At 57.2% G+C, this 13,720-nt stretch carries 14 protein-coding genes and 1 pseudogene; 3 read left to right on the forward strand and 12 right to left on the reverse strand.

The genetic code is table 11. The annotated features are described in order from the left end of the window. Positions 1 to 83 precede the first annotated feature (83 nt). The gene (locus LNV07_RS19285) at positions 84 to 1,808 is read left to right on the forward strand and encodes a family 43 glycosylhydrolase (RefSeq protein WP_263572796.1); all 1,725 of its coding nucleotides are present in this window, start codon (positions 84 to 86) and stop codon (positions 1,806 to 1,808) included. A 72-nt stretch (positions 1,809 to 1,880) separates the two neighbouring features. Here the strand turns inward: LNV07_RS19285 and LNV07_RS25585 are convergent. Beyond that, positions 1,881 to 2,105: pseudogene (locus LNV07_RS25585) on the reverse strand (hypothetical protein); the annotation flags it as partial. A 342-nt stretch (positions 2,106 to 2,447) separates the two neighbouring features. Further along, entirely contained in the window at positions 2,448 to 2,876 is a 429-nt protein-coding gene (locus tag LNV07_RS19290) for a hypothetical protein (protein ID WP_263572797.1), read from the reverse strand. 369 nt (positions 2,877 to 3,245) lie between these two features. Between LNV07_RS19290 and LNV07_RS19295 the strand changes: the two genes are divergently transcribed. Continuing rightward, positions 3,246 to 3,548, forward strand: a complete 303-nt coding sequence (locus LNV07_RS19295; protein WP_263572798.1) for a hypothetical protein — start codon at positions 3,246 to 3,248, stop codon at positions 3,546 to 3,548. Positions 3,549 to 3,683: 135 nt separating this feature from the next. After that, on the forward strand, positions 3,684 to 4,025 hold the full coding sequence (locus tag LNV07_RS19300) for a helix-turn-helix domain-containing protein (protein ID WP_263572799.1): 342 nt from the start codon (positions 3,684 to 3,686) through the stop codon (positions 4,023 to 4,025). Positions 4,026 to 4,331: 306 nt separating this feature from the next. Here LNV07_RS19300 and LNV07_RS19305 read toward each other — a convergent pair whose 3' ends face one another. From LNV07_RS19305 to LNV07_RS19350, 10 genes are all read right to left on the reverse strand, one after another. After that, positions 4,332 to 4,538: a hypothetical protein gene (locus tag LNV07_RS19305; protein WP_263572800.1), complete on the reverse strand. Its 207-nt coding sequence runs from the start codon at positions 4,536 to 4,538 to the stop codon at positions 4,332 to 4,334. Next, positions 4,535 to 5,362 (reverse strand): IS21-like element helper ATPase IstB, encoded by an 828-nt coding sequence (gene istB / locus LNV07_RS19310; RefSeq protein ID WP_263572801.1) that lies wholly within the window; start codon positions 5,360 to 5,362, stop codon positions 4,535 to 4,537. Before istB ends, LNV07_RS19305 begins: the two co-directional genes overlap by 4 nt. After that, the gene (istA, locus tag LNV07_RS19315) at positions 5,352 to 6,845 is read right to left on the reverse strand and encodes an IS21 family transposase (protein WP_263572802.1); all 1,494 of its coding nucleotides are present in this window, start codon (positions 6,843 to 6,845) and stop codon (positions 5,352 to 5,354) included. The genes istB and istA overlap by 11 nt, the downstream gene beginning before the upstream one ends. A gap of 566 nt (positions 6,846 to 7,411) precedes the next feature. After that, complete coding sequence (locus tag LNV07_RS19320; protein WP_263571658.1) at positions 7,412 to 7,537, reverse strand: hypothetical protein; 126 nt, start codon at positions 7,535 to 7,537, stop codon at positions 7,412 to 7,414. Positions 7,538 to 8,194: 657 nt separating this feature from the next. Beyond that, on the reverse strand, positions 8,195 to 8,392 hold the full coding sequence (locus LNV07_RS19325; RefSeq protein WP_263572803.1) for a hypothetical protein: 198 nt from the start codon (positions 8,390 to 8,392) through the stop codon (positions 8,195 to 8,197). A gap of 66 nt (positions 8,393 to 8,458) precedes the next feature. Continuing rightward, positions 8,459 to 8,833: a hypothetical protein gene (locus LNV07_RS19330; RefSeq protein ID WP_263572804.1), complete on the reverse strand. Its 375-nt coding sequence runs from the start codon at positions 8,831 to 8,833 to the stop codon at positions 8,459 to 8,461. Positions 8,834 to 9,007: 174 nt separating this feature from the next. Beyond that, on the reverse strand, positions 9,008 to 9,928 hold the full coding sequence (locus tag LNV07_RS19335; protein ID WP_263572805.1) for a helix-turn-helix transcriptional regulator: 921 nt from the start codon (positions 9,926 to 9,928) through the stop codon (positions 9,008 to 9,010). A 349-nt stretch (positions 9,929 to 10,277) separates the two neighbouring features. Continuing rightward, positions 10,278 to 11,402 (reverse strand): hypothetical protein, encoded by a 1,125-nt coding sequence (locus tag LNV07_RS19340; RefSeq protein WP_263572806.1) that lies wholly within the window; start codon positions 11,400 to 11,402, stop codon positions 10,278 to 10,280. A 176-nt stretch (positions 11,403 to 11,578) separates the two neighbouring features. Beyond that, the gene (locus tag LNV07_RS19345; protein ID WP_263572807.1) at positions 11,579 to 12,136 is read right to left on the reverse strand and encodes a hypothetical protein; all 558 of its coding nucleotides are present in this window, start codon (positions 12,134 to 12,136) and stop codon (positions 11,579 to 11,581) included. A gap of 7 nt (positions 12,137 to 12,143) precedes the next feature. Further along, complete coding sequence (locus LNV07_RS19350; protein ID WP_263572808.1) at positions 12,144 to 12,656, reverse strand: hypothetical protein; 513 nt, start codon at positions 12,654 to 12,656, stop codon at positions 12,144 to 12,146. Positions 12,657 to 13,720 lie beyond the last annotated feature (1,064 nt).

Below are 13,720 nucleotides of genomic sequence, written 5' to 3' on the forward strand. Positions count from 1 at the left end.
CGCTAGCGCCTGTACACACACACACCCGAAAGAGACCGATGAACCACATTCAGCCCCCGCGCACGCGCAAGTCAGCTTTGCGCATGCCCTTGTCCACAGCGGTCGCGATCCCGTTGCTGCTGGCCGGCCTGAGTCTCGGGCAGCACAGCCGGGCAGCGCCGGCCGCCGGGGATCGGTCGCTCACCTACACCAACCCCATCGACCTCCCCTACCGCTACCAGGTTCACAACCCGCCGTTTCGCGAGGGTGCCGATCCCACGATGATCCAATTCAAGGATCGGTACTACCTCTTCGTCTCGCATTCGCAGGGGTACTGGTCGTCCAAGGACTTGAAGAACTGGACCTTCATCAAGCCCACCGGGTTCGATGTCTACAAGTACGCGCCCTCCGCCATGGTCAAGGATGGCAAGGTCTACCTCGCTGCCAGCGAGGGCGCGCCGGTCATCTGGGTCACGAGCGATCCCGAAGGCGGGCAATGGTCGGTGGCGGCGGACATCGGCGCCGGCTACCACGACCCGATGCTGTTCCTCGACGATGACGGCGCCGTCTACATGTATGACGGCATCAGCGGCACCGACCCACTGCGCGTGACCCAGCTCGACCCGGGCACCTTCCAGCCGCTGAAGAAGGTGGCCATTCCGGCCTCGCGCGACGAGGCCCGGCGTGGGTATGAAGTCTTCGGGGACGCCAACGAACGTGTCGCCGAGCAGACGTGGATCGAAGGCGGCTGGGTCAACAAGATCAACGGCAAGTACTACCTGCAGTACTCCGCGCCGGGGACGGAACTCAAGAGCTACGCCGATGGCATGCTCGTTGCCGATAACCCGCTGGGGCCGTTCACGCTCAGCCCCGTGAGCCCGATGTCCAGCAAGCCGACCGGCTTCATCGCGGGCGCGGGCCACAGCAGCACCTTCCAGGGGCCGGGCGGGCAATGGTGGCATGCAGCGACGATGACCATCTCCAAGCGGCATATCTGGGAGCGCCGCCTGGGCCTGTTTCCCGTCGCGGTCGGTCCTGATGGGCCGGTCACCGAGACCTACCTGGGCGACTATCCGCGCTATCTGACAGGCAAGCGCGAACTGACGGGTTGGATGCTGTTGTCGCGCAAGAAGCCGGTCAAGACGTCGTCGGCACTCCTCGACTTCCCTGCGTCCAATGCCGTCGACGAGAACATCCGCACCTGGTGGTCCGCCGAGTCCGGCGATGCCGGCGAGTGGCTGCAGATCGATCTGGGGGCCGCCAAGCGCATCGAGGCGTTCCAGGTCAACTTTGCCGACCAGGACAGCACCGGCCGGGACATCAGCGTGGACGTCTACCAGTACGTCATCAAGACCTCGGTCGATGGCAAGCGCTGGGACGTGGCCGTCGACCAATCCAAGGCCGGCCGCGATGCGCCCCACGACTACCAGGTGCTGCCCAAGGCCGTGACGGCGCGTTACGTGAAGATCGAGAACCTGCACTCGCCCGACCGGTCAAAGTTCTCGCTGTCCGACCTGCGCGTCTTTGGCCATGGCGGCGGCGCCAAGCCGGGCGTCGTCGCCCGCCAGACCGCAGTTCGTGATCCCCTGGACGCGCGCCGTGCGACCTTCTCGTGGGCCCCCGTCAAAGGCGCGGAGTTCTACATCGTCCGCTACGGCGCCAACCCGGCCTCGATGAACCAGACCTTCCAGGTCTACGACGGTGCCACCTCGCTGAAGGTGCGCAACCTTGTCCAGGGCAGGGCGTACCACTACACGGTGGATGCCGTGAACGAGAATGGCATCAGCCGTGGCGCCAGCGTGCTGAAGTTGGCGGCGACCGGATCTTGAGTAGCCGGGAGGGGTGCCGGATTCGGTCGGCGCCCCTCCCTGTGCGGAACATGAGCTCATAGCTGCACCGCCTATGTGGTCGTGGTCGATGTGGCTGATGACCGCAAGGTCAATCCGGCGGCAGCCCTGCACGTTCAGGGGAATCGCCTTCAAGCGCTCCATCAAGGCGGGGAGGCACTCGTCTGGCCCGGTGTCAATGAGAAGCCGCCAAGTACGCGCACCGACCGGGCAGGCGATCAGGAGGCAGTCGCCGTAGCCCGCAGGAAGTGCCTCGACAGTGATTGCTGGCGTGTTCATTGCTGTGCCGTTATTAATATTTTGTCCGTGAAATAAACCAATTTCTGTCCGCTTAGGGAAGAGTAGCGGGTAAGGGTGGAGACGCACTTAAATCATAATTTGGCCTAAAGCAAAAAAATAAACAATATCTTGTCAAAATAATTTTTTCAAATTTTCTGTAGCGCCGACATCGTTTAGGTGCCTCCCAGAGTTTCTTGTGGGAAGGACACTGGGTAGACTTCCTGATGTGATTCAGTTTGCCAGGGTGCAAATGCGGAGAAACCTCCTTAGGGGGAGTTCTGAGTTTGAGTGTAAATCAAAGTCCCGCACAATCAACGGGACTCAGGCCAAGCCAGGCATTCGTCATTTCTGATCAGGCTTGCTTTCCGTTGACGGACTTCTCATCCTCTTGTCGAGCTGAGACATGATCCAGTCGAGCTCTCCGCAGGTCACGTCCCATGCTTTGCCCTCCGCGCTTGTGCGCACACGGGCGAGTAACTCTTCCAAACGTAGTCCGGGCTGCTCAGTAATTTTCCGGTTGCAATATCCGATGAGTTGTTCAACCAAGTCGGTGCAGTTATCGAACCTCTCCATCAATTCCGCTTCAGACCAGCCAGTGAGGTATTTACCGTCTACGAGTCTGACGAGTAACTTCGTTTGGTAGCCGCTGACGGCGCCTGCATCCGGGGCACGGGGGAAATCGTTCGGAATCATGGAGTTGACAGTTGCTGATTTCAACTTCGGTATCTTGGCATCGATTTCTATTGTTGTCAGCAGTATTTTTTGGGCCAATATATGCTTAACACTGTCTGCTGGTACAAGGTCACAGGCCCTCGTGAGCCCATCCGGCTAAATTTATCAAACTGGCCCCATTTGGGTCAGGATGGAATGGGCCTACCCAATATTCAAACTGCGGCCAGCGTTATCAAGCGCGCCAAATTCCGGAAATTCCGGTTTTAGCGAATCATCCCCTCAAAGCGGAATTCGCGGAATCTTGAGGCCGCTCGCGACACGTCACCGCCTCACGCACAACCCAGCAACGTCGACCTTGTTGCCATAGCCGAAATTCGCGGTCTGGCCTCTGCAAGAACGCTTACCGCGAAGTGCCTCAACTTGCGTTGAGTGCCGGGGCGTGCTATACGTTCGGTACACGGTAGAAACATGTCTAAATTGATCAAACAGTACGTTGTCGCCCAACGTTGCCCAGAAGGGGGCAACCTGTTGTCGGACGAGCCTGAGAAACGCAATGTTGAGTTGCAGTTCCTACAGCGCTTGCTATCGTCCCCGGCGCAGTTAGAGTCGACTTGCCACTTTGGCCGTTCTGTCGCAACTGCCCTTGAGGATTCTCCGGCAGCTACCTTCGCCCGCCTGATTGATTCGTCGAGCGATGTGCAGTTGGCAGAGTTTGAACGCGAAGTCCCTGTGCGCTCGGACTTTGGCCCATTTCGCGGTCGAAGAGAGTAATCGACCAAGGCATTCTGCATTCCGGCCAAGTCCAGAAGAGCGCGTTTGCCGGCTGTCAAAGTGACTACTAGGCTAGTCATTTCCAGGGTAAATCGGTGGTGAGTACGCAATAATGACTGCTCTGGTAGTCACTACATGAAACACATCATTCAATCCTCAAAAGACCTTGGTTTCGCGCTGCGTGCGACGCGTAAGAGCGCTAGGGTCAGGCTGGACGACTTGGCGCATACGGCGGGTGTCAGCAAACAGACCGCCGTAAATCTTGAAAAAGGTTTGTCAACAGTTCAACTGGGTAAGGTGCTCCAGCTCTTGGCGGAGGTCGGTCTCACGCTCAGCGTTGACTTGCCGGAATCGGCCCTGCCGGCCTTGCAGCGTGTTCAACGGGAAGCTCTGGAACGCTCCCTAGGCTCTCTCGGCTCAGACCCGGATGACCGAGGTTCGGGGAGTTCGGTGAACACGGGGAGTGCCACCGAGTGACCATGCGCAAGCGCTAACTTTCATGAATCAAGAGCGACGCCTCGGATGATGAAAGACTTACGCCCTTTTCATCTAATTGCTCCAATCCTCAAGCCTTTTCACGTTAAGCGTCATGTGGTGTTAGCGACGGCGCCGATCCGCTGTTATTCGGCGGTGAGGACGCGGTTTTTGGTCCTTGGCCGGCAGTGCCTGGTTCGGCCAAGCAAGCCCCAAAGACAAAGCCCCTTCATCGGGGCTTTGTCTTTGGGGTCGACCTTTGATCTTGAATGAAGAACTCAGCGGCGCCGTCCGCTATCCCGAGGCGCGTCAGAACGGCTCGCCCGGCTCGAATTCCAGCGAGTCGTCTGCCGTCATCAATTGTTCGCGCCAGGCTTGCTGAATGTGAGGCCCATAACGCGCCCAGAGCGAATCCCGCAGGTATTCCACAGCCTCGAATACCGCCAGTGCTTGTTCAGGCGTCCAGTGGCTGGGCAGGGTTCGCGGCTTGTTCGCTCGGCTTCGGCGCGTCTTCATGTCGCCTCCTTTCCTGCCCGTTTGGGCGCGCCTTTGATAGGCCCGGCCGGCTTGGCTTGTCGCCTTGATTTGGTGATATCAGCTCGTTCGTCGGCCTCCTTCTTCCGGTACGACGGGCCTTCGATGCGCACCACTTCCGCCCTGTGCATCAGCCGGTCAACCAGCGACACCACGCAGGCCGCATTGGGAAACACCTCGCCCCACTCTGCAAAGGCCCGGTTGGTCGTCACCACCGTGCTCTTGTGCAGGTAGCGCCTGCTGATCAGCTCAAACAGCAAGTCAGCATGCCGGTTCGAGTACGACAGGTAGCCCACTTCGTCGATGACCAGCAAATCCGGCGCGGCGTAGTGCTTGAGCCTTCGGCGCAAGGCCGTGTCGCTGTCCAGCGCTGCCAATTCGCCCAGCAAAGCGCCTGCCGTGATGAACAGCGCCTTGTGGCCGGCCAACACGGCTTGGTAGCCGATATTGCAGGCGCACATCGATTTGCCCACGCCATTGGGCCCGACCAGCACGACGTTGCTGGCGTCCGCCATGAAGTCCAGCGTCATCAGCTCTTCGATGGCTGCCCGGTCGCACTGCGTGGGCCATTGCCAGTCGAAGTCTGCCAGCGGCTTGAACCGGCCGATGTGGGCGGCGCGCAGCCGGCGCTCCAGGCTGCGGCGGGACCGCTCTTGCGCCTCCCAGCCGAGTAACTCGGCAACCCAGCGGGCTCGCTCGGGTTCGGCCATCACCTCCGACCACCGGCTCAGCAAGCCATGCAGGTGCAAGCCGGCCGCTTGTGTATGAAGATCGGCGCTCAGAATCGGCGGGGGCTCAAGTCTCATCATCACTCTCCTTGCGGTCATAGGAGTCCAGCTTGTGCGGGCGCACTGGCGCATCGCGGCGGGCTACGTGCTCGGGCAGGATCAGCGCGGTGGGCGGCGGCTGCCCGTCTGCTTGGGCGGCCCGCTCCAGCGCATGGCGCACCGAATTCGGGTGCGGCACGTTGGCGGCCAGCGCCTCCAGCATGGCGGCCTGCAGCGCCGCTGCGCTGTAACGCTCCAGCAGGCGCAGCAACGAGGCGGTGATTGAGCCGAGGTTATGGCCGCGCTCGGCAGCCCGCCGCAGCAGCTCGGTGCTGGCCGGCACGGCGGCGCTCAACCGGTCACAGGCTCTGTGCGCACGGGCTTTGTGTTTGCAATCCACCAACGTCTGGATGTGAACGGGATTCTCGATCTGCTCCGCCTTATCCCAGCTGCGAACATGAACCGCCAGCTCTTGGGTGCCGTCCAATATCCGTACGCACTGCTCATCGGCCAGCAAGCTCACGGTTCGGCGCACATGGGTGTGCGGCACCGAATAGTCGTTCAGATCAAACCGGGCATAAGGCGTCTTGCCGATGACCACGGCCAGCCGCTCGCCCACGGCGTAGTCGTGCACCGGCAAAGGCAATAAGTGAGCCCGTTCGACCTCAAAGGCCTGCTGCACGCTCAAGCTTGTGTCCTGGGGCCAGCGCCGCTTTGAAGCTTGGCCCTCGCACCAGGTCCGGGCCTGCGCGTTGAGGTCGGCCAGGTCGGTGAACTCGCGGGCCGCAAAGAAGTTGTCTCGAACGTAGCGGATCGAGCGCTCGACCCGCCCCTTCTCGTTGCCCCTGGCCACGGCCACCGGGCGTGGCTCGTACAGATGGTGAGCGGCGAACTTGAGTAACCCCGGATTGAAGCGGATCGCATCGCCCACACGTTCCAGCACGGCGCTCTTGAGGTTGTCGTACAGCAGCACCCGCGCCACCCCGCCAAACGCCGCAAACGCCTCCACATGGCCACGCAAGAAGGCGTCCATGCGGGCGTCGAGGAAGAAGCGCAGGAAGATCCGGCGCGAGTAGCTCAGCACCATCACGAAGGCCATCAGCGGGCGGCGGGCACGGCCAATTTGAAGATGGCCAAAGTGCCCCCAGTCAACCTGCGCTTGCTCACCCGGCAAGGTGAGCAGACGCAGATAAGCCTCGGCCGCCGGGCGAGGCCGCAGCTCGGCAATAAGGTGGCGGAAGTGCGATTCGCTGCCCACGTACCCCCGCTCGCTGACCATGGCATACACGCGTGCAGCGGTGAGCGTGGGGAACTTGATCAAGGTCTCCATGATGAAGGGGCGGTAGGCGTCAATGCGGCTGGGTCGCAGCGCGGATGGCGGCACGGGTGACCCACTGGCAGCGAGCACGCGCCGCACGGTGTCGCGGTGCACATGCAATTGCCGGGCGATGGTGCCGACCCGCCACTTCTCGGCGTTACGCAGGCGCAGAATCTGCGCGGCCAAATCAGGGGCTATGGTCATGGCGCGGCCTTGTGAATGATGTGGCGCGCGCCGTGGCACGCTGGCCGTGGCGCAAGAAGTCTTGACGCAACCAGCCGGTCAGCGGTGCGGCGCAGTGGCGGCAGTGCCCGAGTGGCGCGGGCGTGGGCGGGGAAGTGGCGGACGGCGCAGCAGCAACAGGCAGCGGGCCGAGATCCGCATCTGCCGCGCTTGCCGAACTTGCTGAGGCTGTATCTTGGGTCCATGTGACCAGTGGAGCCGCAACACCCCCGGCCGGGCAACCCTGGTGCGTCACATTCTCGACACGGCGGCCAGACTGCCGCTGGCGCCACCGTCGTGTCCGAGCGGCATGGGCCAACCGACCCGGGCGGGATCGCTGATACCGACTGGAGGCCTCACGCCGCGCAACCTCACGGTAACGACGCCAACACGAACGGCCGCAATAGAGATTGCCGTGGTCACAGTGGCTGCACAACGCCACTTGGACGCGACACCCTGCGCAGAGGAATAGACGGGCAGGACGATCCATGTGCACACCCCGGATTCACCGAAGGTGCTGGACGGACTCGTCCCGGCGCGCCACACTCTCATGGCACCGCCTTCAACGGCACGGTGTCGGGCGCGGCGCGGTCGTCAAGCTTGCCGGCTGGAGGAAGACCGCTGCCGCGCCCACCTGCTTCGGCATTGCCGGTTTGTACCGGATGCGCTGGCACGAATGTCAATCCGCCTCAGAGCCCCGTTCCGCCGGGCCTCAACCAGCAGGCATTGAGTGCCACCGCACCAAACGATTGATCCACAGAGCGATACCGCCGCAGGCCAATGAGCTCGTTCGCCATCGGCCTTGCCTTGAAAGCTTCAAAGCAATACTTGACTCAGTGAGCACCGGATCAAAACCGCGTCCTCACCAGCGAATAGGAGCGGTTCTTGGTCAGCGTTCACATGTGGACGAGACGCTAATGGGCATTCTTAGTGAGGGTCGCACCTGGTCGGCGTCAACTACCCTGGCCGCCGGCCAGGGTAATTTTCGCCAACCACGCACCATTTCCGGGAATTCCGCTTTTAGCGAATCGTCCCCACAAATCGGAATTCCCAGAATCGAGATGGCGCTCGCGAACGCATAGTCCACCATTGTCGACAATGTGCGTATTCTGTCGAAAAAGGCCATCAAGCTCGCGGCGACAGCAGTTCGGCAAAAATCGACCTCTCAGATCGCCCCAGAAGCGCCGATCTCGACAACGGCAAGGGTCTACGCACCCTTGAAATGGCGCCTCAAAACATGCCTGGCGACTTTTTCAACAGAATGTGCCCAAAGCGGGCTCTCGTATCAAACCTGGAGTGACCAGCCGTTGCGAGTCGGCTCGAACGCCCGGTTATGCCTTTACGAGCTTTGCTATTTGGCTTTTCAACTCACCGCCAACAGTGACGCCACGCTGATAGCTCGCGGAATGAGTATTGTGGGGTGTCGCTTCATGCTCACGGCAATCCAGCAATCCGTCCGCAATACCTTTCTTGAAAGACAACCCATGTCCGTGAGGAATTTCTGGAATTGCAATATGAATAGTTGCCATAGGGCTTGACCAAGTAGGTTCTACTTAAAAAGCGAGTGTTGGATACGGACATTTTCCTGAGGTCTTCTATTTGCCGCAATCCACTCCACGATGTAGGCATAGAAAGGTTGTTGGGCATTGTTCAAAGGCATTCATCTTGAGTTGGCGAGGCGATGCATTTTTATTGAACGCGCCAAGGCTGATGGCTAGTGCGTACGTAACTGCACGATCATTTTTTCCATCTTTCTCAAGTACAGGGTGCTGTTTAACGAGGTCATCCCATGAGGGCTGACCTAAGTTGTCTCGTGCCTCCGCAACGGCTTCAATCGCAAGGGCATACGCGCGGCAATGTTCCCCAATTGTCGCTGGTCGAGAAGGCTTACTCATGTAAAAGAAAGCTGCACCGGCGATTGCCAAGAGAAGCGCTGTAGCCGAAATGGCAATGGTCTTGTTGATCTTCAATTGTCAATTTCCTTCTGGTTGAAATGCATAACGTGCTGTATACCGCCGCCCTGCCGTGCTTTCGAATGACGGGACCTGGCGTAAACAGACTTCTTCTCCGTGCGCAAATTGAATCCACTGACACTGCGGTGGTAGGTGCGCTGCCAAATGTAAATGCATCTTCAAACCCCAATATCAGGGCAACTCACGAACAATACCTTCAGAGTAATCCTGAATTTCATAAATAAGTTGCCTTTGAAGTTCAGCCGGACTGTGAATCCTCAGGTGCGGAATCCAATACTTGACAATCGGGATTACTTGGTTCGGATGTACCGCTTGGACAGCCAACTGAAGGCTCCCGTTTGGAAATTCCTTCTCTATCACTTGATTAGAGATTAGCTTTCGCCGTTTAAAATATGGAGCCGCCTCAGCGTCAACCATTATTACTATTCGTTGCGTCTCGGCGCCAAACCATATGCCATCATCATTGTTTACTGCCTCCAAGAGTTTAGCGTCATGTTCGAATGACTTTGAGTCGTCGATCAGTAACTGTTGAATCAGGCCAAAGGAAAAAGTTTTGGGGCGGTCCGCATGCTTCGCCGCCAAATACCAAATCCCCTTGTGATTGACCAGTTTATAGGGTTCAACTTGATCATAGTTTTTAGAGGAATATTTTTTCTTGTACTCAAAACTTATTCTATTTCGCCCTCGTATGGCGGATCTGATAATGCTGTAGTTGGCGCCAGAAGGATTGATGTTTTCAAGATGATGCCCTTTTATCAGTATTGTTTTTTTCGGGTCATTCCTGGCCAATTCGGACAGTAGATCTAGGCTTAGATCCGGAAAAAGATGCGTGCCCCCGATGTTGTCAACGATATTCTTGGCATCGGTACTGCTGTATGCACCAAGGATATTTGGATTCAAGAAGTAGGCATAGCCTTCCGTCTCCAATCCAAATTCACTGAGTCTCTCTAAATCCCGCAAAATCGTACTCTTGCTAACGGAAAACTCGGCAACCAACTGCCGAGTGGTCAAGCGATGGCCGTCAAAGAGGAGTTTCAATATCCGTACAAGCCGGACGGCAAGTTTGATGCCTTTGGGGCTAGCTTTAGCCATCGAGATTTACTTTCCCAAACTACGTCTATAGATCGTTGTTGCAAGCCAGGCCAGCCCGAGCAGTAGCGCGAACCCTAAAGCTCCAATCAAAGAAACGGACAACACCCTGACCAGAACGAAGAGGGCGCCAAGCTTGGCTGCCATAGCCAATAGACCGACGAGTGCGCTGAAAAGCCAAACCATTTGTGTATTCCTGTTCACGTTGAGGAGATACACATTGTTGGACTAGGGTGCGTCAGGTTGTGACGCGACAGATGGGCTGAAAGAAAAATTTCAGCGCTCGCCCGAAAATTTGTTTTCAGAGCGTTTCTGAAAAGCGCATCGACCAGGTATTGATTGGGTGCCGTGCTTACACACCCGAACAGGAGGGACGTAGCACAGCCCCGTCAGCGGTGACCCAAACAGGCCCGTCAGAGTGAACCTCTTGGGCTTCAGCCTCAATTCTTGACAAAAACTCGCTTGATCGGAGGCCTTGATCGTTCAAAAATTTGAAGTGCGCGGCGAAGCTGCCCAGCACCACATCCTTGGCGAGCAACTTTCGAGCAAGCTTCAGCGGGTCGGTGTCCAAAGAAAACTTGGGCAGTTTGAGCATGGACGACTCCCCTGCACGAAACCGCAGCTCATCCAGCCACAACAAGCCTTTGTCCTCTTCATTTGCAAAGTCTAAGAGCGAGATGAGTTCAGCAGTGGGCATCACTTCAAGGTAGCGCGGATGGAGCAGGCGTTCTGGTTTTTCACCCAAAGCAACGTCCTTGCAGTAAGTGCGCACATTTTCCCGCCAAACTTGATGATGGGTGTCGAACGCTTGACTTGCCGACTGACCAAGCCCCAACTCGTTGGAAACCAGGCCGTGGCCGACCATGGAAATGGACCAGCTATCGTCCAACGCTTCACGGTCTTCAGATTGGTCAAGTTTGTTCCAAAGGCGCTCGTATTCGTGTTGCAAGCACAAGAATTTGTCCTTGCTTTGAATCAGCATGTCCTGTCGGAGTCCAGGATCTGAAGTCAATTGAGCAGTTTGAAGGGTGTCAATTGCCGCTTTGAGTTGGCCGTATGTCACAGCTTCGAGTAGATGGTTGGTCTTGCGGGTGTTCTTTTCTATACGGTCGACCGCCGCTCTGATCTCGCCCATCTTGCGGTTCAGAAACAAAAAGCCAGATACGGAGACAACCAAACCCAACCCCGAAAACGCTGTAGTTGCCATCGATAGTTGCATCACTTGGCCCAGCTTCGCGGATACGCGGTCGAGCTTGAGGCCCATCGTGTGCAATTGATAGGCCTGAAACGCCTCAGCAATCCAACTGAGCCCGGGCATCAAATTCAATGCATTTGACGGCACAACCAAGTGGCTCACGATCCGCCCACTCATATCTCGAACGACGCCGCCATGCAGACGATATGCTCCGCTCAGCAAGCCGAGCAGAACATCCTTGGGAATCATTCGCGATACAGCAACTCCGGCAACTCCAATCATTGCGGCCTCCCATTGATTCTTGTTGATTTGACTTCAGCCTCATGCCGCAGCCATTTTTTGGTCGGCCCGTGCAGGCTGCTGAAATGCCAGCATCCCGGCACGAGCAGTCTTCCTTTGATCTGTCCAATTTAATTGGGCCATGCCAGCTTAGGAAACGAACCGGCCTCCACACGTTTTCATTCCAAAAGCCCAGCTACAACCTCATAAGCCTGCGACAACGGTATCGCTCCACGCTCCACGGCTTCGATCAGTTGAAATGCCTTCAACGGAGAAATCGCATCTCTATCAATCACTTCCCGTAAAGAGGTGATGAAACGAACTCGATCAGGCTCTGTGATTGCCTGGGCCTTTTCGCGTCGGAGCACATCTTGAAGTTGCTCTTTGTAGGCTAGCAGTAACTCGCGCTTTCGGCCCTCGGACAGTCCTCCATCGCGAATCAATCGAGAGACACCATAAGCTAGCGCGCCTCCAGCCAATGCGGCGCCAACAATCCAGCCGACTGGCGTGGCAGCTACGGCTGTTACGCCCAACCAAGACGCTGCTGTCGTGACAACAGGAATCGCCGTTGCCCCGGCTAGGCTGGCCACAGTGCCCGATGCGACTGCACCAAGACCAATCCCAACGGAAGTTATGCCGACGTCGCCAAGAATACGCACCTTGTCTGACGGAGCCACCTCCAAGTCATCAATGACCCTGAGCAGTTGCTTCTTGGAAACTGTCTTGCCTGCGTGCATAGGGCCCTTACTTGCTTAACTCGCCGGACACAGCCTGCATTGTTTCGATAAACAACTGAAAAAAGGCTCCGGCAATTTCGATCACATCCTGAGCGATATCGATGATCACGAGATCGCCAGACGTTCTTTGGCTCTGTTGTTTGTCAATGCGATGACCCGCAATTGCACCCACAGCGATACCTAATGACATTGCAAGAGGAGCCAAGAAAATTCCGATGAATGGAATCGTACCCATCAACGCAGAAACAGCCGCACCGAATGCAATACCGGCCGCTAGGTTGGGGTGCTTCTCAACGAATGCGATGAGCTTGAGCACAATGATCTTGCCGATACTGACAACCTTGTCGCCAACTCGCTTGAGAACTTCTAACAATTCTTTCAGGCGGATGGCGACTTCCGGTGGAAGGCCCATCTCCGTCAAGCGGATGTAAACATCACTATTGCTCGTCAGATCTGCTTCTGCCTGTAAAAGTACCAACTCCAATCTGGCTTGCGGCTGCGTCATTGCAAATTTTCCCATCGAAAGCTCCCTCCCGTTCGTCCAGTCCATGGAAGGATAACAGTGCACTTGGTAGCGGGCTAAAGGGCTCCTGATATGCCAGCATGCCGAACTGACCTGCCCCCTCCATTGATGACGACAGTCGGCGCTTTGGATGCCAGCTATGGGCACGGAGCTGCCCAACGGCTCCCTGCCAAGGTGCGAGTGAATAATTGCCAGCTAGTTCAGCTTCCGGGCGCTACGTCGAATTCATACTGCCGGCCACTGCAGATGTTGGCGAAAGTCCCGTCAAGCTGTAGAGTTCTCAGGCAAGTAAGCTCCTCACATTGAAAGCTGTCAATGTCATGAACGCAACTCGCAAGTCCGCCAGAAGGTCGGGAGATTTCGGCATCGTCAGAAAGGACGGCGGAATCGCTCTGCCTCCTGATTTCACTACGTTCAAGCTCGGTCAACGCGTGTATTTTCACGCGCGCAATGGGGCGGTTGTGTTTTCGGCTACGCCGAGGCGAGCGTTCAGCGGCCGTCTTTTGTCCAGCCGAATTCGGCGCGGCCTGCGCACTCTAGCTAAGTACGGACCGCGCGCAACTGCTGCGCGGCGCTGAGTAGCGGTCACCTGTCGGCCTATTTCCGACTGCATCTTTGCCGGCTTTTAAACGGCGCCGCTGTTGCAACTTGCTGGCAAATTCACCGAGGCTGGCACGTGTGCAGATACCCAAAAAAGAATGTGAAACCACCAGTGAAAGCAAACGGTCACGCTGTTTAGAAGGTCAGAGAGGGATATTCAGTATTTTTCTTTGCATTTAAAGCGCATTGTTTTGCCTGCCATTTTCTATTTTTTATGTTTTCAAGTGCTGACGCTAGGGATGGCCTGAATAACTCAAGCTGAAGTTTGCTAGCGAGTTCAAGCCGGCCTGCGTTGCGGAGGTCACGCCAGTTTTCCAGCAAACATCAAGCGCGCCGACTGTATTTGAGCGTCCACCGACCTCTTTCGAGGCAGTAACGCCAATTTCAGGCGCACTCATGCACCGGAGCCCATCAATTGACGTCGCGCCATCCAAAGGTTGGACAGCGCAAACAGCGTCATT

The sequence above is a fragment of the Roseateles oligotrophus genome (genome assembly GCF_025717515.1).
Classification (GTDB): domain Bacteria; phylum Pseudomonadota; class Gammaproteobacteria; order Burkholderiales; family Burkholderiaceae_C; genus Paucibacter_A; species Paucibacter_A oligotrophus.